The organism is Clostridium sp. HCP1S3_C6 (assembly GCF_052066735.1).
Lineage (GTDB): Bacteria > Bacillota > Clostridia > Clostridiales > Clostridiaceae > Clostridium.
In genome coordinates this window covers 20871-42503 of the sequence record NZ_JBQHRN010000016.1, presented here as the reverse complement: position 1 = coordinate 42503, position 21633 = coordinate 20871, and the positions used below count along the sequence as shown (strand labels likewise).

Here is a 21633-nt window from a genome sequence, read left to right as displayed (position 1 = left end):
AATAGTAAGGAGATAATTATGAAAAATTCTTTTGAAGATATTGTCATAAGTCTTAAAGATGAAATAAATAAAGTAATAAATAGTGTAGAAATGACTAAATGTAATAGAGCTAAATTAACATTTAATCCACAACTTTCAAATGAATTACAAGAAAGATTTTTTGAAATTGTGGATAAAGTTTACTTTGAACTTATGAAGGATAAAGATAATTTTTATGGATACTTTTTATTTCAAATGGAAAGAAGAATAAACTTTAATATATCTAGTGCAACTGGAGTAAACTTTAAAGATGCAAAATATATTATGTATTTTAATCCTATTGTATTTTTAGAACTTAATTTAAAACAAATGCAGAGCACTATTAAACATGAAATTCTTCATATAATATCATTTCATATAGTTAGAGCAAATGAACTTAAAAATAAGTATTCACCTCTCACAATAGATTTAGCTATGGATATTGTGGTAAATGAATATCTAGATAACCTTCCACCTTATTCTATTACAATTAATTATGTAAATAATAAATATTCATTAGAACTTAAACCCTATAATACATTTGAATATTATGCAGATAATATTCAAAAAGAAATAGATTTATTAAATGAAAATGAAAAAGGTGAAATAATAGATAGTCATGAAACAGAAGAAAAATCTAATAACAATAGTAATGATTTTATAAAAACTAAATTTGAAGTGGAAAATTCTCATAATATATGGAGTCAGGATAATGATGTAGATTATAATACATTAATAGATTTTACACAAAAATATATTAATGGCGCAAAAAAGGGAGTTGTACCAAGTTTTATTGAAAATATAATTTCTGCTATTAAAAATGTAAAGGGTGAGCTTCCTTGGAATTTGTATTTAAAAAAGTTAATGGGAACAATGCCATCAAATAAAAGGAAAACTACCACACGACTTAGTAGAAGACAACCTGCTAGACTTGATTTAAAAGGTGAAATTACAAATTATAAGGCTAAAATATTTGTAGCTCTTGATATAAGCGGAAGCATTAGTGAAGAGGAGTTTAAGCAAGCAATTAGTGAGGTACTTTCAATTGTTAGAAATTATAATAATGAAATTACAATTATAGAATGTGACAAGGAAATAAAAAGTGTATATAATGTTAGAAGTGTAAAAGATATTAAGAAAAGATCTGCATATAGCGGTGGTACAAGATTTACACCAGTTTTTCAGTATGCAAATTTAAAAAAAATAAATCTTTTAATATATTTTACAGATGGAAAAGGAGAAAATGTATTAGGTGTTATACCTAAAAATTATAAAATATTATGGGTTATTTCAGGAAGAGGTCAAAAATTATCCTTAAAGGAAAGCTATGGAGCTGTAAAAAAATTAAAAGAAATTAATATTAAGGAAGATATAGATTTAAAGGATATAAAAACAGATGGATACTCTATGAATAATCAGGAACCTATTTTTTAAAAAATACTTAGAAAAGGGAAAAATGTATGTTAGATAAAAGTGTTAATTTGTTAAAAGGAAATATTTTAAAATCACTAATTATTTTTTCAATACCACTTTTTATATCAAATCTTTTTCAACAACTTTATAATACTGTTGATGTAATGATTGTAGGTAACTATTTAGGAGATGTTTCATTAGCAGCTGTTGCAACAGTTATTTCCCAGGCAATATCATCAATATTATGTATTTTATATATTTATAAAAAAGCTGAAATACTTATACCCAAAAAAGAACATTTTAAATTTGATAAAGAATTATATAAGGAATTATTAGGTCAAGGGTTATCTATGGGTATTATGCTTATTTATGCCTTTTATACACACTCATATATATAAAAAGTAAAGTAGGAGGAGAAAATGCAGTATTATTTAGCGCCAATGGAAGGAATAACAGGATATGTATATAGAAATTTGTATAATAAATATTTTCATAATATAGATAAATATTTTACACCATTTATTATTCCTAATAAGAGTAGAAGATTAAAAACAAAAGAGTTAAGAGACATCTTGCCTGAAAATAATAAAGGTATTACTATAATTCCTCAAATTTTAACTAACAGTTCAATGGATTTTAAAAATACTGTAAGAAGGCTTCAGGAATTTGGGTATAATGAAGTTAATTTAAATTTAGGATGTCCTTCAGGTACAGTAGTTTCAAAATTTAAAGGATCTGGATTTTTAGCTAAAAGAGATGAACTTGATATTTTTTTAGATGAAATATTTAAAATGGATAATATAAAAATTTCAATCAAAACTAGAATAGGTAAGGAGATGCCTGAAGAATTTTATGAAATTTTAAAAATCTATAATAAATATCCTATTTCAGAATTAATTATTCATCCAAGAACACAAAGAGATTACTATAATAATAAGCCTAATTTAGAAATGTTTAAATATGCTATGGAAACAAGTAATAGTAGTATATGTTACAATGGCAATATATTCACTGTCGATAATTATAATCATATTGTAAGTAAATTTAAAGAATTAAATAAGGTAATGATAGGAAGAGGGATAATCGGAAATCCTGCATTGATGGATAATATAAATGGAGATATAGGTCCAATAAGCAAGAAAAAATTAAAGGATTTTCATGATGAAATAGTTAATGATTACTTAGAAATGTTTCATAACGAAGTAAACACATTATTTAAAATGAAAGAACTTTGGGGATATATGATATATCTTTTTTCAAACAATTCAAAGTATGGAAAGAAAATTAGAAAATCAAAAAACCTAAGTGAATATAGGGATATGGTAGAAATGCTATTTTCTAATGAAGATATTATAGAAAATCCAGAAATTATTTGGCAAACTTAAAATTAAAGAAGGTATATTATGGAAAGGACATTTGTAAAACCAAAAATAATAAAAGATTTAGAAAATAGTATATTAAATAAAGAAGAAAATTCATTGGAAAAATTTTGGTATTATATAGATAAAGTTGGAACTCCACTTATAGAAAAATTTGAAGATTTAGAGGAATATGACCTTGTTACATTAATATATAAAGAAGAAAAAAAACTTGATAATGTTGTATTAATACCACCAGTTGGAATGAGAAAGCTTGAAAAATGTATAATGAATAAGGTTTATGGGACAGATGTATGGTATATATCGTATAAAGTAAAAAATGATATAAGTTTTACATATCAATTTTCACCTAATGATCCTCTTGATAATGATTGGAATAGAAGATGGAAAAATGTAAAAGGTGATATTTTTAATAAAAAGGCTATACTTCATTTTGATAAATCAATAAATGTAGAGAGAATGGTTCCTTATGTAAATCTTGAAAATGCAAGAAAGAAGTTTTTTGTAAATAAAAATAATAATTCAAAAGAGGGAAATATAAAAGAATATTTTATATTTAGTAATATTCTTAATGAAAATAGAAAATTTAAAGTTTATTTTCCATATGAATATGATGAAAATAAAAAATATAAGCTTGTAGTTTTAAATGATGGAATAGAGTATTTAAGGATATTAAATGCAAAAAACATATTAGATAATTTAATACAGATGAAAAGAATACCTCCTGTAATAGCTGTATTTATTGAATCTACTAATAAAAGAGCAGAAAATTTAAAGTGTAGTGATAATTTTTCAAAGTTTATATGTTTAGAACTTATGGAGTTTTTATATAAAAATACAAGCATTTCCAATAAGCCAAAGGACAAGGTGATTGGAGGATATAGCCTTGGAGGTCTTGAGGCTTCGTATGTTGCATTAAAATATAGTAATATTTTTGGAAATGTTTTATCTCAATCTGGTTCTTATTGGTATAAAAAAGATAATTATAATGAAAATGAACCTTGGATAGTTAATGAATTTAAAAAGGTGCATAAGTTGCCAATAAATTTTTATATTAATGTTGGAAGTATTGAACCAAAGGTTTCAATGATAGATACTAATATTGAATTTAAAAACAATCTAATTAATTTGGGGTATAATGTTAAGTTTGATTTTTTTGGTAGTGGTCATGATTACCTTTATTGGGATGAAACCCTTGCAGATGGTTTAATATATTTGTTAAATATAGCAATTGATTAATAAACATTAAAAAGAATATAATAAAAATAAGGTAGGTGAAATTAAATTATGAAGATAGCAGAAGTAAGTAAGAAATATGATATTTCTCAAGATACTCTTAGATATTATGAAAGAATAGGATTAATTCCAGCAGTACATGGAACATCAAGTGGTATTAGAGATTATGATGAAGAGGCAGAAAAAACTGGAGTTTTATTATGGGACAAATAATTAAGGACAGTATTGAAATTTTGTCTAGGTGTAAGCTTTTTAAAAATATATCTAAAAATCAAATAGAAGAACTTTTGACAAAAGATAATAGTATAAAAGCATATAAAAAAGATCAATTTATATTTCATGAAGGGGATATACCTAAAAAATTATTTATACTTATAAATGGCAAAATTGATATAGCTAAAGATTTATCATCAGGTAAAAGAATATTAATAACAAGCATTGAAATGAGTGGAGATATATTTGGAGAAATATATGTTTTTATAGAAAAAAATGAATATGATGTATATGCTCAAGCAGCAGAGGATTCAACAGTTTTTCAAATATCTAATAACATTTTTATAAAAAATGCAAAGGCTAAGTCAGAGGCAGAAGAAATTTTACAATATAATCTTATGTGTATCTTTGCATCTAAAGCTTATTTTATGAAAAGTAAAATTAAAATACTTGGAAGTTCTAGTATAAGGGAAAAAATAGTTCAATATCTTTTTCAAAGACTTAATGAAGAGGGAAATGTAAAAGGTAATTTAAATAGGGAATATATGGCTGATTATCTTAATGTGGCAAGGCCATCTTTATCAAGGGAACTTTCTAATATGCAGAAAGATGGAATTATAAAAATAAAAGGTAATAATATAATTATTACAGATGAAGAAAAATTTGAAGAATATTTATAACATATAATTAATTTGAATTGACGTAACATATGTTACATAAAAATGAAACTGTATTTGATAGAATCATTTTAGAAAGTAACATAGGAGGTCTTTTTATGATTAGAAAAATTGTTGAGATAAATAAGGAACTTTGTAATGGATGTGGGGCATGTGCTAGTGCATGTCATGAAGGTGCTATTGAAATGATAGATGGAAAAGCAACACTTATTAAAGATGATTATTGTGATGGCTTTGGTGATTGCTTACCAGCATGTCCAACAAATGCTATTACTATTATAGAAAGAGAAGCAGCAGAATATGATGAGGAAGCTGTTTTAAAAAGAATGAATGAAAGAAAAAACAAACATCAAAAAGCTAGTTTCAAGGGTGCTTGCCCTGGAAGTATGGCAATGAGTTTGGCTAGAGATAAGAAAGAAAATACAATTGAAGAAAAGAAATATAATATTTTGCAAAGTCAGCTTATGCAGTGGCCTGTTCAAATAAAGCTTGTACCTATTAAAGCACCATATTATGAAAATGCTGATCTTTTAATTGCAGCTGATTGTAGTGCTTATGCTTATGCTGGTTTTCATGAAGATTTTATAAAAAATCATATAACAATCATAGGATGTCCTAAATTAGATATGGTTGATTACTCAGAAAAGCTTACTGAAATAATAAAAAATAACAACATTAAGAGTATTAAAGTTGTACGTATGGAAGTACCATGTTGTGGTGGTATAGAAAGAGCAACTATGAATGCTATTGCAAATAGTAATAAAAATATAAATTGTGAAGTAGTTACAATTACATGTGATGGAAAAGTAAGATAAGTCAAGGTTTTGCCTTGACTTTATTTTTTATAAAAATAAAAATTAGAAAACATAATATTAAGTAATTGTTGAATAATGTAACAATAAGTGGTATATTGGTATAGTGGTATGACCACTTATTTGGAGGTGTTTTTTTTGAAAAGTTTAAAACAATTAATGATTATTTTACTTGCATATATGTTAGGTGCTATAGTTCAAAGTGTATTTAATTTGCCTATACCAGGAACAGTGCTTGGACTTATATTCTTATTTATTGGGTTATATACAAAGATAATAAAAATAGAAATGATTGAGGATATTTGCAATACATTAATATCACATATGGCGTTCTTATTTCTTCCTGCAGGAGTAGGTCTTATGACAAGTTTTGGCTTATTAAAGGGAAAGGTAATTTCTTTTTTAATTATTATTTTTGTTTCAACAATTGTTGTATGGCTTGTAACTGCATATGTTGTTAAATTATTAAGAAAGGTGTGTGCAAAAGATGAAAGACATAATTAGTTCGCCAGTATTTGGAGTTTTTATATCTTTAGTAGCTTATAAAATAGGAGAAGCTGTTAAATCAAAATTTAAGCTAGCAATATTTAATCCATTACTTATTGCCATAATAGTATTAATTGCATTTTTATCTGTTTTTAATATTTCATATGAAGATTATAATAAGGGTGGTTCCATAATATCATTTTTCTTAACTCCATCAACAATTGCTTTAGCATTACCACTTTATAAGAAATTTGAATTATTTAAAAAGAATGCTGTTCCTGTATTAGTAGGTATTGTATGTGGAGTAATAGCAGGAATTATATGCATAATTGGTCTTTCTAAATTATTTGGATTAACTGATGATATTACAATGTCATTACTTCCTAAGTCAGTAACAACACCTATTGCTATGGCATTATCAGATCAAATGGGTGGTATGACTTCTATTACAGTAGTTGCAGTTATTATAACAGGAATTTTTGGATCTATTGTTGGACCAATATTAAATAAAGTATTTAAAGTAAATGATAAAGTTGCCATGGGAATAGCTATGGGTAATTCATCACATGCCATAGGAACATCAAGAGCAATGGAAGTTGGTGAAACAGAAGGAGCAATGAGTAGTCTTACTATTGCAATAGCTGGTATAATAACAGTACTTTTAGCACCTTTTATTTGGAATCTTTTTATAAAAGTTTTTGGGGCATAATATTAAATTAAAATTTAATTTAAGGTGGGAGTTTTATGAATGATAAAAAATTATCACATATAGATAAATTATTTGAGTCAATAGATAATCTTTTAATAGAAAACAAAGAACAAAAATTAAAAGCAAAATTAGCAGAAAAAATAAGAGAAAGCATATTTACAGATGATATAGTAAAAAAAATGAATGAATATGATTTCTCTGAAATTTTAGATGAAGATCAAAGTGTTGTAAAACTTTTTGATAGTATTTTTCCTATCTTTGTAAAGAAAGACAATACTATATTTAGATTGTATAAACATAAAATAGAGGTAGACTTATCAGATGAAATGAAAGATAGATATATTTATATGTTTAATGATGGGAGATTAACATCAGGATTATTTGAATGTTTTAATATTAGTGATGATGAATATGTATATGGAATAAAAAAAATTATTGATGCTAAGGAACTTTTTAAAAAGGAAATATTATTTACTCTTGAAAATTTTAAAAATAATATTAATAAACCATATGATAAAATTAGCTATTCAAAGGAAAAAGAAAAAATAGCTATAAATAATTATAACAAATTATTAGAATATTTAGAGAAATAAATTATGAGAGGAATAATTTATGTTAACACCTATTAAAAGTGAAAAAGTATATAAAATAATAATGAAACAGATAAAAGACATTGTAAAAAGTGGTGAACTTAAAAGAGGTGATAAACTTCCATCTGAAAGAGAATTAGCGTTAAGATTAAATGTAAGTAGGACATCAGTTAGAGAAGCAATAAAGGCGTTAGAAACATTAGGTCTTGTTGAATCTAAGCATGGTGGGGGCAATTACATAAAAAATGATTTTGAAGATATTTTATTAGAACCTTTATCAATTGCGTTTATGCTTCTTGGAAGTAATGATAGTGAAATTTTAGAGCTTAGAAAGGTAATAGAGCCTGAAGTAGCATCTATGGCAGCAAAAAATATTACAGAAAATGAAATTAAAGAATTAGAAAATATTATAGAAAAATTATCTAAAACTACAGATAGTAAAATATGTGCAAGTCTTGATAAGGAATTTCATTATGTTATTGCAAAAGCCTCAAAAAATCATCTTCTTTCAACAATTGTTTTTTCTGTTTCATCTTTAATTGAAGAATATATAGACGAGTCAAAAATGTATGAAATTGATAGAGAAAAAGTTATAAATGATCACAAAATAATATTAGAAGCAATAATTAGTCATGATTCTAAAAAAGCATTTATAGAATCTAAGAATCATCTTAATTAATTTTTAGCACCGATTAAAATAATATATTTTAGCACAAAATAAAATATATTATTTTTGAAAGGTGTGTTTTTATTTGCAAAATATTTTAAAAATATCTAGAAATGATTTTATAAAGATTTTTACAAACTATGCATTGTTAATTGTGGTAATAGCACTTTCAATTCTTCCTTCGTTATATGCATGGATTAATATAAAGGCTTCTTGGGATCCTTATTCAAGTGAGGCTACAGGAAGGCTTAAGATATCCATTGCAAATAATGACAAAGGTACAACTTTTAATGATTTATATATAAATTTAGGAAATAAACTTGTTGATGAACTTAAGAATAATGAAACTTTAGGTTGGGAATTTTTATCTTCTTCAAAATCAGAAGAAAAATTAAAATTTGGCAAAGTATATGCAAATATAGAAGTACCAGAAGATTTTTCTAAAGATTTATTATCATTTGTAACAAATGATATAAAAAAACCTAAGCTTATATATATTATAAATGAAAAATTAAATGCTATTGCACCAAAAATAACAAGTAAAGGTGCAGATACAATTCAAAATACAATAAATGAGGAAATAATAAAAACCATTAGTACAGTACTTTTGAATATGGCAAGAGATGCAGGAATAAATATAGAAGAAAATATAATGCCAAAGTTTCTTGAGGCGAGCAAGTTTTTACATGAGGCTTTAGATAGTTATGACACTTTATATAAGGGAATTGATGATTCAAAGGATAAAGTTAATTCTATAGAAAACTTTGTAAGTGAAATATCATTAAATGTACCTAAAATAGAAGAAATATTAAATAATGCTGATACTATTATGGAAAGTTTGGATAACTATATTGTAACAATTCAAGGAGGTTTAAATAGTGTGCTTCCTTTAATTAAAAAAAATATTGATATTGCAAGTAGTATATCTGAATCATTAAATAGTACAATTGAAAATTTAAACAATGAAGAAGTTTTAAATTCTATAAATAACATTAAAGATAATCTTACAGATATTAACAATATAATAAAGGGTACAGTAGATATTATGGAATCTATAAATAATTTAGCCCATAGTGATGTTTTATCAGAAATAATTAGTAGTATCAGAGAAAAAGAAGAAAAACTAAATAATATATTGAAAAATGATTTTTCAAATTATGAAGGATTTAATGATATTAGCGAAGTAATTAAGGATATAAATAAATTATTGTCATATATTAATGAAAATTTTGATTCCAAAATATCACCAGAAATAAATTCTATTTTAAATAATTCTTTAAAAACAATATCAAGTATTAATAAAATAATTAGAGAAACAAAAAATGAATTACCTAGCATTGTAAGTGCCATTAGTAGTGCAAAAGAATTGCTTAATATTGGTGTATCTGGGATGGATAAACTTATGGAAATATTGCCTAATGTAAAAGAAAAAATTGATGATATTACTATAAAAATTGACAATATAAACTCCAATAAAAATATAACAGACTTAATAGAACTTATAAAAAATAATGTTTCTGAAAGAATAGATTATTTGCAAAATCCTGTAGAAATAGAAAATGTAACAATGTATCCTATGGGTAATTATGGCAGTCAAATGGCTCCATTTTATAGTGTTCTTGCATCATGGGTAGGACTTACATTTCTTATATCTATGTTTAAAGTTAATACAAGTGGCTTAGAAAAGTCTTACGAAGTATATTTTGGTAAGATGGGTTTGTTTATGGCAATTTCTATTATACAAGGATTTATAATTGCTTTAGGAGATTTATATTTCTTGAAAATTAATTGCAAGTTTCCAGTTTTGTTTATTATAAGTATGATAATTACATCTATAGTATTTACAATTATTGTTTATACCTTAGTTTCTGTATTTGCAAATGTAGGAAAAGTTATTGCCATTATACTTATGATTTTGCAAGTTGCAGGTTCTGGAGGCACTTTTCCTATACAGCTTACATCAAACTTCTTTATAAAATTAAATCCTTATTTGCCATTTACCTATGCTATTTCTCTTCTTAGGGAATCCATAGGGGGCCCGGTTAAAGAAATAATTTTATATGATATATTTTGCCTAACTATTTTTTTTATAATTGCATTGTTAATTGGTGTTATTTTAAAAAAATATATAAACAAAGTAATGAATAATTTTGCAGATGTTTTAGAAGAAAGTAATTTAGTACAGTAAATATTATTAAAAGTGTATCAAATTGAGCTTCCTTTCCATAATATATATTAGCCTTAAAAAAAGGCATAAAATATTTTGGAGAGGAAGATATTATGGGATACAACAAAAATAGAGAAAGTGGAAAGAAACATGGAAGAAGACATGACAAGTGTTGTGATGTAAAGGATCTTATGGATCTTTTATGTGGATTTAATTTACAAAAGGACGAATTAGAAGATAATGTATTTGGAGCTTTTGAAGCAGCAAAAGAAGCTTTGTGTCAATTAAAGGAAGCAAAAGAAGCACAATGCAAATTAATGAATATAAATGACAAAATAGAGCGTTGGCTTGATAAATGTGGTTGTAGAATTGGATATGATGAATGTGAATGTGGTGGACATGCTGATAAATTAGCAGGTGTAATATGCAAGATAGGAAAAGAATTAGATGAAGCTATAGAAGAAATATGTGAAGCAATAGAAGAAATTGAAGATGTAAAAGAATTAAATGAAAAATTAGAGTGTATTTTTAATGAATATGTAGATTGCATTGAAGATGATGAATGTAGCTCTTCATCTAGCAGTAGCTCAAGTTCTTCATCAAGTTGTAATTCAAGCTCAAGTTCTTCATCAAGCTACAATTCAAGTTCAGATTTTTCTTTTGATTGTGATTCAAGTTCAGATAGCAGTTCAAGTAGTTCTTCAAGTTCAGATTGTGGCCCTAGATATAATAGAAGACGTAATAATTGTTACTATAGTGATTGTGATTGCTAAAACTTAAGTAAACAATTGATTTTATTTTGAGTGCTAATATTATTAGCACTCATTATATTTTACATACATAAAATGTATTTTTTTATTATTATATTTAATTCAATACTTTTGCTTTTTAATAAAACCGTCTCTAACAAATGTATTATCTATTAAAAATGTTAACTAATTGTAAAAAATATTATAAAAACCAGTTGTAAACGTTAATATGTTTACTTGTGTTTAATACATAATATTGAAATTTAACAAATTGATGTTATAATAAAATCATGATTTTTATATGGTAGTTTATTGATAATAAATAAAAATTTATATAATACAAAATTACAGGGGTGTAAAAATGAATAAGAATTTAAAGAAAATTATAGCTATGGCTTCTGTACTTGCTATAACAGCAAGTGTAGCTCCAGCAATTAATAATGTTAGTGCTTATGCAGATGATTTAACAGTTAATACTGATGATAAAGTAGAAGCTGCTGAAAAGTTAGGTAAATATACTGATGATTCTATAAAAACAGAAGGGGATTTTCAATACGTAGTTGCACAAGATCAAAAATTTGCAAAGATTGTTAAATATGTTGGTAATAGTAGTAATGTTGTTTTCCCAGATACTGTAGGTGGTAAAAATGTTACAGAAATTGATGATAATGTATTCAAGGACAATGGTGCAAACGTAAAAACTGTTACATTACCACAATATATTTCAAATAATGGTGTAAGTGAAAAGGCTTTTGAAACATGTATTAACTTGGAAAGCATAAATTCAGGTTCAAGCACTGCTTATAAGTCAGAAGACGGAGTGTTATATACTGCTGCATTAGATACATTGGTATGTTTTCCACAAAAGAAAGTGGTAGATAAATTTACTATTTTACCAGATGTTAAAAAAATTGGAGAAAAAGCATTTTTTAATGTAAAAGGTATACAAGCAATTACTTTTGGTGCTGGGGTAGAAAATATTGCAGATAGCGCTTTCTTAGGAATGAGTAATTTATCTTCATTTTATATCAAAGAAAAAGAATTTAATTCAAATTATTTTGTAAATGATGGTATATTATTTAAAATAAATAATGAAAAAACCGCAACAACTACACCAGGTACAGCTTCAGCAAAAAAAGTAACACTTGTAAAATTTCCACAAAGTCTTGGAAAATCTAATTATGAAATAAAAACTATAAAGGATCAAAGTGCATCTTATTATATAACATCAATTGGAAATTATGCTTTTGAAGGAAATAAATTTCTAGAAAATGTAACTTTAAAAAATAACGAAGGTAATACAGATGACCCACAAGTAACTTATATAGGAGAAAATGCTTTTAAAGGATGTAGCAAATTGAAGAGTTTAACAATTCCATCAACAGTTGGAACAATTTCTGATTTTGCTTTTGATGGTTGTAGTTCACTTGAAAATTTCAATATACCTGGTGAAAAATTAAATTTAGGAAATGGCGTATTCAATAATTGTACAAATCTTAAAACTATATCTATAGAAAAAGCTAATTGTGGATACACCGATAAAAAAGGAAACAAAATAAACTATTTTACAGATAAGGGTGTATTATATAAAACAGTAGCTAAGCAAAAAACATTAGTAAAGTGCCCTAATATGACTAGTACTTTAGATGCAACTACAGGAACTTATGAGGTAAGTAAGGATGTAGAAATTATTGGTGATTATGCATTCCAAGGAAATACTAAATTTAAAAAGATAGCGATGAAACCAACACAGGTAAAAGAAATAGGAGAAAGTGCTTTCGCTAATTGTACAGAATTAGCTGATATAACATGGTCAGATTCTGTTTTAAAATTAGGACAAAATTCATTTGAAGGTTGTAATGCTCTTAAGAGTATTGAATTAGCTAATTCAATAAAACAAGTTGAAAAAGAAACATTTAATAATTGCGAGTCTTTGGAAAGCTTAACTCTTTCACCAGAATTAGAGTCATTTGATGTTACTGCATTAAATGGTTGTAAGTCTTTATCAAAATTAAAAGTAAATAATGTAGTTAATGAAATAGGTAAAAATTTCTTTACAAAAGATAGTGTATTATATATGAAAAAGGATTCTTCAGATCAATCTACAACAGAAGAAGCATTAAAACAAGCTATTTTAGTAAAATATCCTATAGGATTGCAAGCAAGTGAATTTGAAGTGCCAAGTGGAGTTGCAGTAATTGGACCTGATGCATTTAAAGGATGCACAGCAAATGGTGGTAAATTGAAAAAGGTTAAAATATCAAGTCCAGCCAAAACTATATCTATGGCAGATGAAAAGTCTATCAATCCAGTAAATGGAGCAAATGTTGCACCTATTTATAATAAATACTATGATGACAAAGATGAAAAGAAGATAGTTTTAGTGTTTAATGACGTATTTGATGATGACTGTGAACTTATAGATAATTATAATAAAGTAACTTCATCTAATGAGTATTTTGAAACAAATGGTAATCAATTAAATAAAGTACTTGTAAGTAACGATGGAAAAGTAAATATTCCAAGCGAAATTACAAGCATAAAAAAAGGTGCATTTGATGGTGTAACTATAGGAACACTTATAATTCCTTCAACTGTAACTGATATGGATATAAATGATATAAATTCAAAGGTTGCCAATAAACAAATTGGACAAATTGAATTTGCTAATAACGACAGATATGTACTTGAAAATGGAGTTCTTAAAGATAAAAATGCACAAGCTCCTACAATAAGTAAGATAGAAGTTGATACAGCTACTTTTGCAACAAATTATAAAGTTGGATCAGATTTAGATTTAGCTAATGCTAAAATTAAAGTTACTTACTCTAATAATACAATTGCAGATGTTAAATTAACTGCAGATATGGTAGCAGGATATGATAAGAATAAAGTGGGAGACCAAACTCTTACTATTACTTATAATAATTTCACTACTACAGTTAAAGTTACAGTACAACCAAAGGAACCAGTTACTGCTGATAATCATGGAATATTTGCTTTAGGTTCATTATTCACAGCTGCAATTGCAGGAACTTTCTTAAGCAGAAAGAAGAAAAATAACTAATTTTTAAATAAAAAATCACACGTTATATGCGTGTGATTTTTTTTGAAAATTTATATTCCAAGTGGAATTTTAAACATAAAGAATGATATAAGTAGTATTGTCCATGATATCATAAAGGCTATAGAATATGGAAACATTAATTTTATCATATCACCTAAAGTATATTCTGGTTTATATTTTTTTATGAAAACAAGAATAATTCCAGCATAAGACATTAATGGTGATATTACATTTGTTGATGAATCAGCAATTCTATATGCTGCGGCAACTATATCTGGTGTTAGTGAAGTGTTAACATGATAAAGCATTGGAATAAATATTGGTCCAAGCAGCATCCATTTTGAAGTTAACCCTCCAACAAATAAGTTTATTATTGCAGTTATTAATATAAATCCTATTAATAGCAGAATTGGAGAATTTGACAATCCTAAATGTTGAAGTAATGTTGCACCTAAATATGTAATATATGTACCAATGTTTGAATGGCTTAGTAGTGCTAAAAAATTGTAAGATACAAATGTTAACAATAATATATATCCCATACTTCCAAGTTGTTTTGATAGTGCATTAACTACATCCATAGGTTTATTAAATTTTTTAATAGATACTCCATAAAATAAACCTGGCATAAAGAATGCAAATGTAATAACTAAGATTATGTTATCCATAAATGGTTTTACTGTAGTTCCATCATCAGAAGTATAAGGTTTTAATGGACCTAAAGCTAATAATATTATTATTAATAAAGCTAGTATTAAGCCTAATACAGCAAATTTTAATGCTTTGTTTTCTTCTTTCTTTACAGTAAAATCTGTTAAATTTAAATCTTTTGGAATTGAGTATTCTTCTTTTTCAAGTTTTGGTTGTATAAATTTAACTGTAACAAAATACCCTACTATTGATAAAAGTACAGTTGATGTTAGTATAAATATATAATGCATTGTAGGGGCATTTATTGCATTACCAGCAGAAGTTACAAAAGGAATACCTTGGGATTCTGAAAATACCTGAGCATTTTTACCTATAATAACATCAATAGGTGTTCCAGGAATTAAATTAGCACTAAATCCAGCAGATACACCAGCAAAAGCAGCTGCTATACCAATTAATGGATTTTTTTTAAGGCCTGAATATAAAAGTCCTGCTAAAGGAATAAGAATAAGGTAACCTGCATCTGTTGCAATACTACTCATTATTCCAAGAAATACTAAAAGCATTGGGAGAAGTTTTGTTGATACTTTTGTGCCAGCTTTTTTTATTAATGTAGTCAAAAGGCCAGATTCTTCAGCAAGGCCAACTCCAAACATAACAATAAGTATTGTGCCAAGTACACCACCACCATATGCAAGCCAGTTTGTAACAAGAGCATTATCAAGTATCCATCTGAAGTTTTCTGATTTGAACATATTTAAAATTTCATATGTTACAGCTTCACCATCTTTGCCTGCTGTTTGGAAAGTAATTCCTCCCATAAATAGTGTTATTATCATTACAGATACAAAAAATATTGAAAATATAATAACAGGATCAGGTATTTTTTTCCCTATTTTTTCAATAAAGTTTGTCTTATTTTTATTTTTCATAATGTTTCTCCTTTTTAATATGCTATAAAATATTATAATTACTCACAAGAAATTTTCAATATATTTTTATAATAATTATAAAAATATCAAAAAACAATGTAGTTATTTGTCGAGAAATATTAGAAGAATTAAAAATAGTATAAAGTTTTGATAAATTTTTAATGATAAAAGATAGAAAAAAACCTTACCAAAGTTCGGTAAGATTTTTGTGATATCTTCTAGGCATAAAATTATCTCGGCATTTTAAATTAATACGTTCTTTTATAGTCGTTGATTTATAAAAAATTTTAAACAAATTTTCAAAAGTATTGTCTTTGTTTAAGGATAATATTTCTTTTGATTTATCCTTGCTTAAATGTGTAATGAAAGATGACTTTTTATCATATACTAATGCAATTTCACGGTTAAGATCATGTATTATAAAATTTTGATCAGAAAACCTTTCTGTAAAGTGATCAATAATTAAAGGAAGTATATTATAATCTGGTTCTATTTTTGAGTAAAAACTCAAAGGAGCAATTTCTTTAAAACGAACAAATTGCATGAAACGTTCAGCTTCAATATTTACTTTTTGGCAGTACTTATCAATTAGAATAATAGTACTATTATTTTTAGCTAAATTTATTGAAGTGCCAAACTTATAGCAAAGTTTAAGATATTTTAGTATTGTATTTTCACAAGAATCAATTTCACTAAGGTATGTTAGATAAATATTTTTAAGGACGGTATTATTAAGTTTTTTCTTTATACTTTTATAGACTCTAGTGTATTTGTCCATTTCTGTTTTAACATATGTAATTTGATTAAGCATATTAGGAATGTAATTTTTTTTATTTGTAATTATTACCTTATCTTTTATAGAGTATGCATAAAAGATGCTAGTAAAAAGCCCCTCAAAACTTCCATCATATATTAGTTCTTTAATATAATTATCCATGCTATTCTCCTTAAAATATATTTATAATTCGCCTGTTAAAGAAGAAGATTTATCTTCTAGTAGAAAAGATTTCTTTTCGTTAACAGATAAATCGTTGTTAAAAAAGCTTAGTTGTTCTATATTTTCATCAATATAATTTAAATTAACTTTAGGTGTAAGGGCTCTACGTATTTTTATATCATCAAATTCAACAGAGCCATAGTATTTACCTTTGCAGGTAATAAAATATTGTGCTCTTTTTAGGACTATTCCAAGTTTTTTCAAGTCATAAAAATCTAAAAATCCTACTTTCCTAGTAAGTATTATTTTTCTAGCACCTCTAACACCAATTCCAGGAACCCTTAGAAGAGCTTCATAGCTTGCCTCATTTATTTCAATAGGAAAATTGTCTAGGTTATTTAAAGCGTATGATGTTTTAGGATCAAAATTTATATCAAAATTAGGATTTTTATGGCTTAAAAGTTCAGAAGCTTTAAAGCCATAAAATCTAAGAAGCCAATCACCTTGATAAAGTCTATGTTCACGAAGTGTAGGAGGATTTTTTATAGTTGGTAGATTTTTATCTGTATTTACAGGAACATATGCTGAATAATAAACTCTTTTTAAATTCATTTTATTATATAAGTTTTCAGAAAGATTTAGTATATTTAAATCAGTTTCTTTTGAAGCACCTACAATAAGTTGTGTACTTTGTCCACCAGGTACAAATAAATTAGCATTTTTAAATTTTTTTCGTTCGTATTTGTTTATTGAAATATTATTTTTTATTGTTTTCATAGGAGATAATATATCTTGTTTATTTTTTTCGGGAGCCAAAAGCTTTAAGGATTTTGATGAAGGTAATTCTAGATTTACGCTCATTCTATCTACTAAATTACCAGCTTTTTTAATAAGGTCCTCATCACTGCCTGGTATTGCCTTTAGGTGAATATATCCACCAAAGTTATAAACTTTTCTTAATTTATAAACTACATTATAAAGCATTTCCATAGTATAATTAGGTGTTTTAATTATTGCGGAACTTAAAAATAAACCTTCTATGTAATTTCTTCTATAAAAATTTATAGTAAGGTTTGCTACTTCATCAGGTGTAAAAGTAGCACGATTAATATCATTAGATTTTCTGTTTATGCAATAAGAACAATTATATATACAGCAGTTTGATAAAAGAATTTTTAAAAGAGAAATACATCTCCCATCAGGTGTAAAGGAATGGCATATGCCAGATGCATGAGTAGAACCAATAGTATTTTTTGTGGTTTTTCTTTTTGAACCAGAAGAAGAACAAGATACATCATATTTTGCTGCATCAGATAATATTTTTAGTTTATGAGATATATCCATATAACAATCACCATACTTTTAAAATAATTTCTATATTAATATTATAAACAATTTTAAATACAAGAACAAGTGTTCGTATGCGGAAATATAAAAATATTCTGTAAAATTTAAAAAATATTGTACTACATATGAGTAGTATTGTATAATATACTTATATAAGAATTATACAATACTTTTTTTAAATGGGGGATGGGATTAATATGTATTTTTAGTGTATTGTATATATTTTTATTATAGTTATTTTATCCTTGTATAATTAAGGCATGTTACATAAATTATTATTAGCTTATACATATTAATTCTATCTTTATTTGTTATTAAGCATATTTTTGTTATAAAATTGTAATTTTGTTATATTTGCGTTATAATTTTTATTAATGAAGATTTTTTGCCTGTAAAATATGGAGGCGATATAAATAGGTACTCTAAATAAATTATCTAAAGAAGAAATGAATATAATAAAAATAATGTGGGACGTAAATAGAAAAATTACGCCAACAGAACTTATTGATATTTGTGAAAAGAAGTATGGAAAGCGTTGGGCTAAGCAAACTATAACTACATTACTTAATAGAATGATGAAAAAAGGTGTTTTAAGTGTAGAAAGTCAAGGACGTAATAGGTTTTATACAGCTATATCAATTAGTGAATACGAACAAAAAAATGCTAAAGATATATTAAATAATATGTATAATGGGTCAATTAAAAATTTTTTAGCTGCATTATATCATGATAAAAATAAAGTCTCAAAAAAAGATATGCAAGAATTAAAGGATTGGTTTTCAAATGAATCAGATAATATTTGAAACTATTATTAAAATAACTATTACAGGCAGTGTATTTTTTATTCAAGCATTTCTTTTATCTTTATTTACAAAAAAAATACTTTCTTCTAAGTGGCATTTTGAGGTTTCTAAAATTTGTATGTTTCTTTTTATAGCTCCTATAAGTCTTATTGTGGGTTCCAAATTATTTCCTAAAAGTGAAATTATGTCGATTTATAGTTTTGATATAGCTAATATTGCATATAGTTCATTTAATTATGTGAATTTATTCATAATAGTTTGGTTTATTGGTTTTGTGTTATTTCTTGTTATAAATTCCTTTAATTACTTTAGATTTAAGAGGATTATAGGTAAATTTGATTCTAAAGATCAAAAATTAGACGAAATTTTACAAAATCATGTTTTTAATGAAAATTATAAAGTTTCAATTCAAAGAAATTCTAATGTTAAGTCTCCTATGCTTATAGGTATAAGAAAGCCTGTTATAAGAATACCAGAGTATTTGAATGATTATGATGAATTAAATTTAATAATAGGACATGAGTTGATTCATTATAAAAGAAAAGATTTACTTATTAAAATTATAAATATATTTATTATGGCAATAAATTGGTTTAATCCACTTATATATGTAGTTAATAAAAATGTTAATAGATGGTGTGAAATATCTTGTGATGAACTGTTAGTAAAAAGTAAAGAAAAATTTGAAAGAAAATTATACGGAAATTTGTTGTTAAAGGTTATAGAAAATGTAGATAATGAGCAAATAAATGATACAGTAGTATATTTAGGATTATGTAGTGAAAGCAAATATATAAAAAATAGGTTGTATATCATACTAAATTCTAAAAAATCAAGTATTATAAGGAAAGTTTTTTCATTTATAATATTATTTACATTAGCTTTTGAATCTATTGGAATTAGTACATTTGCTACAACAAAAGCTACATATAAAGTAAAGTCATTTATGGGTGGTAATTTTTCTTATGATAATATGATGTTTAACGATTTTAATGTGATAAATAATAATATTACTAGTAGCGATGAATATGTTGAAATGTCAGTTTCAATAGATAATTCAACAGGAAAGATAGGAGAAATTAATAAAGATTATTAAAATATTTTTAGATATGAAAATAGGATAAGCTTAGCTTAATCCTATTTTTTAAAGTATTTCAAGAATTTCAACTGTATAACTAGAACCAGGAGCTTCCACAGTAACAATATCTCCTGCCTTTTTACCAGAAAGGGCTTTTCCAAGGTCTGATTCTATACTTATCATCATATTTTCTGGATCTAAATCCATTGTTGTAACAAGAGTTACAATTTCTTCTTCATCATCTTCTACAAATTTTACTTTAGCTTTGCTATTTATGCCTAAAACAGAATTATTAGTTTCAGTATCATCAACAACAGTAGCTGTAGAAATCATATTTAAGAGATATTGGATTCTATTGTCATTAGCTCTATAATTAGCACAGGCTTCTTTGTATTCTGCATTTTCAGACCTATCACCATGAGCTGCAGCAATTAATTTTTCCTTTGCAATTTCAGCTCTTTTAACTGTCATTCTATAATCTAATTCTTCTCTTAATTTTTTTATATTTTCTTCTGTTAAAGTATTATGCATATTTATAACCTCCTTATATAGTACCATTACATATTATTATATATTAATAGGGAAAAAATTAAAGTATTTTTTATTTTATAACATAAATGTAAACTTTATTTCTTAAGCGAGTTGACAATTAAAGACTATTGGAATATATTTAGGATATCTTATATAATTTGGAGGAAATTATAAAATGAAATATTCAGTTAAAGATTTAAAAAATAAAGTGTTAAATGGTGGTTCTATAAATAGAGAAGAAGCAATATTTTTATCTAGGCAAGATTTAGATGAATTATGCAAGAGTGCAAATGAAATAAGAGAAAAGATTTGTGGTAATATGTTTGATTTGTGTACTATTATAAATGGAAAAAGTGGAAGGTGTTCGGAAAATTGTAAGTACTGTGCTCAATCTATTTCTTATAATACAAAAATACAAGAATATCCACTTCTATCTAGTAAGCCAATTGTAGAAGAAGCTGTATATAACCACAGTAAAGGTATATTAAGGTATTCTATAGTTACATCAGGAAAAAGGTTATCAGATAAAGAAGTTGATAGTGTGTGTGATAGTTTAAGAGAGATTCAAAAGAAATGTGATATATCATTATGTGGTTCATTTGGTTTATTAAATAAGGAACAGTTTGTTAAATTAAAAAATTCAGGATTAAAGAGAGTTCATAATAATCTTGAGTCATCACGTAAATATTTTTCTAAAGTCTGTACAACTCATACCTATGATGAAAAGATACAAACTATAAAAATGGCAAGAGAAGCAGGCCTTAATGTATGTAGTGGTGGCATTGTAGGACTTGGAGAAACTATGGAAGATAGAATTGATTTAGCACTTCAGGAAAGAGAACTTAATGTTAAGTCAATACCTGTAAACATGCTTAATCCTATAAAAGGTACTCCTTATGAAAATAATAAGGTACTTACTAATGATGAAATGTGTAGAATTGTTGCATTATTTAGATTTATTAATCCAGATGCTAATATAAGACTTGCAGGAGGAAGAGGACTATTACCTGATAAAGGAAAGAAGTGTTTTATGTCAGGTGCTAATGCAGCAATATCTGGAGATATGCTTACAACATCTGGAATAACAATAGATTATGATATGAAAATGCTAAAGGATTTAGGGTATAAAGTAGGAATGTTAAATGAATAAGATTTTATATGTGGGGTAAAT

The 21633-nt window shown here is 25.9% G+C and carries 20 protein-coding genes and 1 pseudogene; 17 read left to right on the top strand and 4 right to left on the bottom strand.

The features are described from left to right. Positions 1-18: 18 nt before the first annotated feature. From ACTNAO_RS07575 to ACTNAO_RS07510, 14 genes and pseudogenes are all read left to right on the top strand, one after another. Entirely contained in the window at positions 19-1452 is a 1434-nt protein-coding gene (locus tag ACTNAO_RS07575; protein WP_441027778.1) for a vWA domain-containing protein, read from the top strand. Between the two features lie 26 nt (positions 1453-1478). Beyond that, on the top strand, positions 1479-1829 hold the full coding sequence (locus ACTNAO_RS07570; RefSeq protein WP_441027779.1) for an MATE family efflux transporter: 351 nt from the start codon (positions 1479-1481) through the stop codon (positions 1827-1829). A gap of 21 nt (positions 1830-1850) precedes the next feature. After that, positions 1851-2816 (top strand): tRNA dihydrouridine synthase, encoded by a 966-nt coding sequence (locus ACTNAO_RS07565; protein WP_441027780.1) that lies wholly within the window; start codon positions 1851-1853, stop codon positions 2814-2816. Positions 2817-2834: 18 nt separating this feature from the next. Then, on the top strand, positions 2835-4049 hold the full coding sequence (locus ACTNAO_RS07560; protein WP_441027781.1) for an alpha/beta hydrolase-fold protein: 1215 nt from the start codon (positions 2835-2837) through the stop codon (positions 4047-4049). A gap of 48 nt (positions 4050-4097) precedes the next feature. Beyond that, positions 4098-4226: pseudogene (locus ACTNAO_RS07555) on the top strand (MerR family DNA-binding transcriptional regulator); the annotation flags it as partial. Positions 4227-4246: 20 nt separating this feature from the next. Beyond that, entirely contained in the window at positions 4247-4939 is a 693-nt protein-coding gene (locus ACTNAO_RS07550) for a Crp/Fnr family transcriptional regulator (RefSeq protein WP_441027782.1), read from the top strand. Positions 4940-5034: 95 nt separating this feature from the next. Then, positions 5035-5751, top strand: a complete 717-nt coding sequence (locus tag ACTNAO_RS07545; RefSeq protein ID WP_441027783.1) for an ATP-binding protein — start codon at positions 5035-5037, stop codon at positions 5749-5751. A 135-nt stretch (positions 5752-5886) separates the two neighbouring features. Further along, positions 5887-6252: a CidA/LrgA family protein gene (locus ACTNAO_RS07540; protein ID WP_441027784.1), complete on the top strand. Its 366-nt coding sequence runs from the start codon at positions 5887-5889 to the stop codon at positions 6250-6252. After that, entirely contained in the window at positions 6236-6943 is a 708-nt protein-coding gene (locus tag ACTNAO_RS07535; RefSeq protein ID WP_441027785.1) for an LrgB family protein, read from the top strand. The genes ACTNAO_RS07540 and ACTNAO_RS07535 overlap by 17 nt, the downstream gene beginning before the upstream one ends. A gap of 35 nt (positions 6944-6978) precedes the next feature. Beyond that, entirely contained in the window at positions 6979-7536 is a 558-nt protein-coding gene (locus tag ACTNAO_RS07530; RefSeq protein ID WP_441027786.1) for a hypothetical protein, read from the top strand. 19 nt (positions 7537-7555) lie between these two features. Beyond that, on the top strand, positions 7556-8212 hold the full coding sequence (locus ACTNAO_RS07525) for a FadR/GntR family transcriptional regulator (protein WP_441027787.1): 657 nt from the start codon (positions 7556-7558) through the stop codon (positions 8210-8212). 73 nt (positions 8213-8285) lie between these two features. Continuing rightward, on the top strand, positions 8286-10388 hold the full coding sequence (locus ACTNAO_RS07520) for a YhgE/Pip family protein (protein ID WP_441027788.1): 2103 nt from the start codon (positions 8286-8288) through the stop codon (positions 10386-10388). 92 nt (positions 10389-10480) lie between these two features. Further along, entirely contained in the window at positions 10481-11140 is a 660-nt protein-coding gene (locus ACTNAO_RS07515; RefSeq protein ID WP_441027789.1) for a hypothetical protein, read from the top strand. 337 nt (positions 11141-11477) lie between these two features. Next, complete coding sequence (locus tag ACTNAO_RS07510; RefSeq protein WP_441027790.1) at positions 11478-14183, top strand: leucine-rich repeat protein; 2706 nt, start codon at positions 11478-11480, stop codon at positions 14181-14183. A gap of 50 nt (positions 14184-14233) precedes the next feature. Here the strand turns inward: ACTNAO_RS07510 and ACTNAO_RS07505 are convergent, their stop codons facing one another. From ACTNAO_RS07505 to ACTNAO_RS07495, 3 genes are all read right to left on the bottom strand, one after another. Then, on the bottom strand, positions 14234-15766 hold the full coding sequence (locus tag ACTNAO_RS07505) for an AbgT family transporter (RefSeq protein WP_441027791.1): 1533 nt from the start codon (positions 15764-15766) through the stop codon (positions 14234-14236). Between the two features lie 184 nt (positions 15767-15950). Beyond that, positions 15951-16703, bottom strand: coding sequence for a TIGR03915 family putative DNA repair protein (locus ACTNAO_RS07500; protein WP_441027792.1), 753 nt, complete (start codon positions 16701-16703; stop codon positions 15951-15953). Positions 16704-16724: 21 nt separating this feature from the next. After that, positions 16725-18047 (bottom strand): putative DNA modification/repair radical SAM protein, encoded by a 1323-nt coding sequence (locus ACTNAO_RS07495; protein WP_441027793.1) that lies wholly within the window; start codon positions 18045-18047, stop codon positions 16725-16727. Between the two features lie 416 nt (positions 18048-18463). On the opposite strand from ACTNAO_RS07495, the gene ACTNAO_RS07490 reads away from it, so the two are divergent. Further along, positions 18464-18853: a BlaI/MecI/CopY family transcriptional regulator gene (locus tag ACTNAO_RS07490; protein WP_441027821.1), complete on the top strand. Its 390-nt coding sequence runs from the start codon at positions 18464-18466 to the stop codon at positions 18851-18853. Continuing rightward, complete coding sequence (locus ACTNAO_RS07485; RefSeq protein ID WP_441027794.1) at positions 18834-19949, top strand: M56 family metallopeptidase; 1116 nt, start codon at positions 18834-18836, stop codon at positions 19947-19949. The genes ACTNAO_RS07490 and ACTNAO_RS07485 overlap by 20 nt, the downstream gene beginning before the upstream one ends. Before the next feature lie 48 nt (positions 19950-19997). On the opposite strand, the gene ACTNAO_RS07480 is transcribed toward ACTNAO_RS07485, so the two are convergent. Then, positions 19998-20462: a GreA/GreB family elongation factor gene (locus ACTNAO_RS07480; protein ID WP_441027795.1), complete on the bottom strand. Its 465-nt coding sequence runs from the start codon at positions 20460-20462 to the stop codon at positions 19998-20000. A 175-nt stretch (positions 20463-20637) separates the two neighbouring features. Between ACTNAO_RS07480 and bioB the strand changes: the two genes are divergently transcribed. Beyond that, complete coding sequence (bioB, locus tag ACTNAO_RS07475) at positions 20638-21612, top strand: biotin synthase BioB (protein WP_441027796.1); 975 nt, start codon at positions 20638-20640, stop codon at positions 21610-21612. Positions 21613-21633: the final 21 nt, after the last annotated feature.

What these genes read in the sequence shown, in the direction of transcription:
- ACTNAO_RS07575 (WP_441027778.1), top strand. Translation starts at nt 19, where the DNA reads ATGAAAAATTCTTTTGAAGATATTGTCATAAGTCTTAAAGATGAAATA.
- ACTNAO_RS07570 (WP_441027779.1), top strand. Translation starts at nt 1,479, where the DNA reads ATGTTAGATAAAAGTGTTAATTTGTTAAAAGGAAATATTTTAAAATCA.
- ACTNAO_RS07565 (WP_441027780.1), top strand. Translation starts at nt 1,851, where the DNA reads ATGCAGTATTATTTAGCGCCAATGGAAGGAATAACAGGATATGTATAT.
- ACTNAO_RS07560 (WP_441027781.1), top strand. Translation starts at nt 2,835, where the DNA reads ATGGAAAGGACATTTGTAAAACCAAAAATAATAAAAGATTTAGAAAAT.
- ACTNAO_RS07550 (WP_441027782.1), top strand. Translation starts at nt 4,247, where the DNA reads ATGGGACAAATAATTAAGGACAGTATTGAAATTTTGTCTAGGTGTAAG.
- ACTNAO_RS07545 (WP_441027783.1), top strand. Translation starts at nt 5,035, where the DNA reads ATGATTAGAAAAATTGTTGAGATAAATAAGGAACTTTGTAATGGATGT.
- ACTNAO_RS07535 (WP_441027785.1), top strand. Translation starts at nt 6,236, where the DNA reads ATGAAAGACATAATTAGTTCGCCAGTATTTGGAGTTTTTATATCTTTA.
- ACTNAO_RS07530 (WP_441027786.1), top strand. Translation starts at nt 6,979, where the DNA reads ATGAATGATAAAAAATTATCACATATAGATAAATTATTTGAGTCAATA.
- ACTNAO_RS07525 (WP_441027787.1), top strand. Translation starts at nt 7,556, where the DNA reads ATGTTAACACCTATTAAAAGTGAAAAAGTATATAAAATAATAATGAAA.
- ACTNAO_RS07515 (WP_441027789.1), top strand. Translation starts at nt 10,481, where the DNA reads ATGGGATACAACAAAAATAGAGAAAGTGGAAAGAAACATGGAAGAAGA.
- ACTNAO_RS07510 (WP_441027790.1), top strand. Translation starts at nt 11,478, where the DNA reads ATGAATAAGAATTTAAAGAAAATTATAGCTATGGCTTCTGTACTTGCT.
- ACTNAO_RS07505 (WP_441027791.1), bottom strand. Translation starts at nt 15,766, where the DNA reads ATGAAAAATAAAAATAAGACAAACTTTATTGAAAAAATAGGGAAAAAA.
- ACTNAO_RS07500 (WP_441027792.1), bottom strand. Translation starts at nt 16,703, where the DNA reads ATGGATAATTATATTAAAGAACTAATATATGATGGAAGTTTTGAGGGG.
- ACTNAO_RS07495 (WP_441027793.1), bottom strand. Translation starts at nt 18,047, where the DNA reads ATGGATATATCTCATAAACTAAAAATATTATCTGATGCAGCAAAATAT.
- ACTNAO_RS07485 (WP_441027794.1), top strand. Translation starts at nt 18,834, where the DNA reads ATGAATCAGATAATATTTGAAACTATTATTAAAATAACTATTACAGGC.
- ACTNAO_RS07480 (WP_441027795.1), bottom strand. Translation starts at nt 20,462, where the DNA reads ATGCATAATACTTTAACAGAAGAAAATATAAAAAAATTAAGAGAAGAA.
- bioB (WP_441027796.1), top strand. Translation starts at nt 20,638, where the DNA reads ATGAAATATTCAGTTAAAGATTTAAAAAATAAAGTGTTAAATGGTGGT.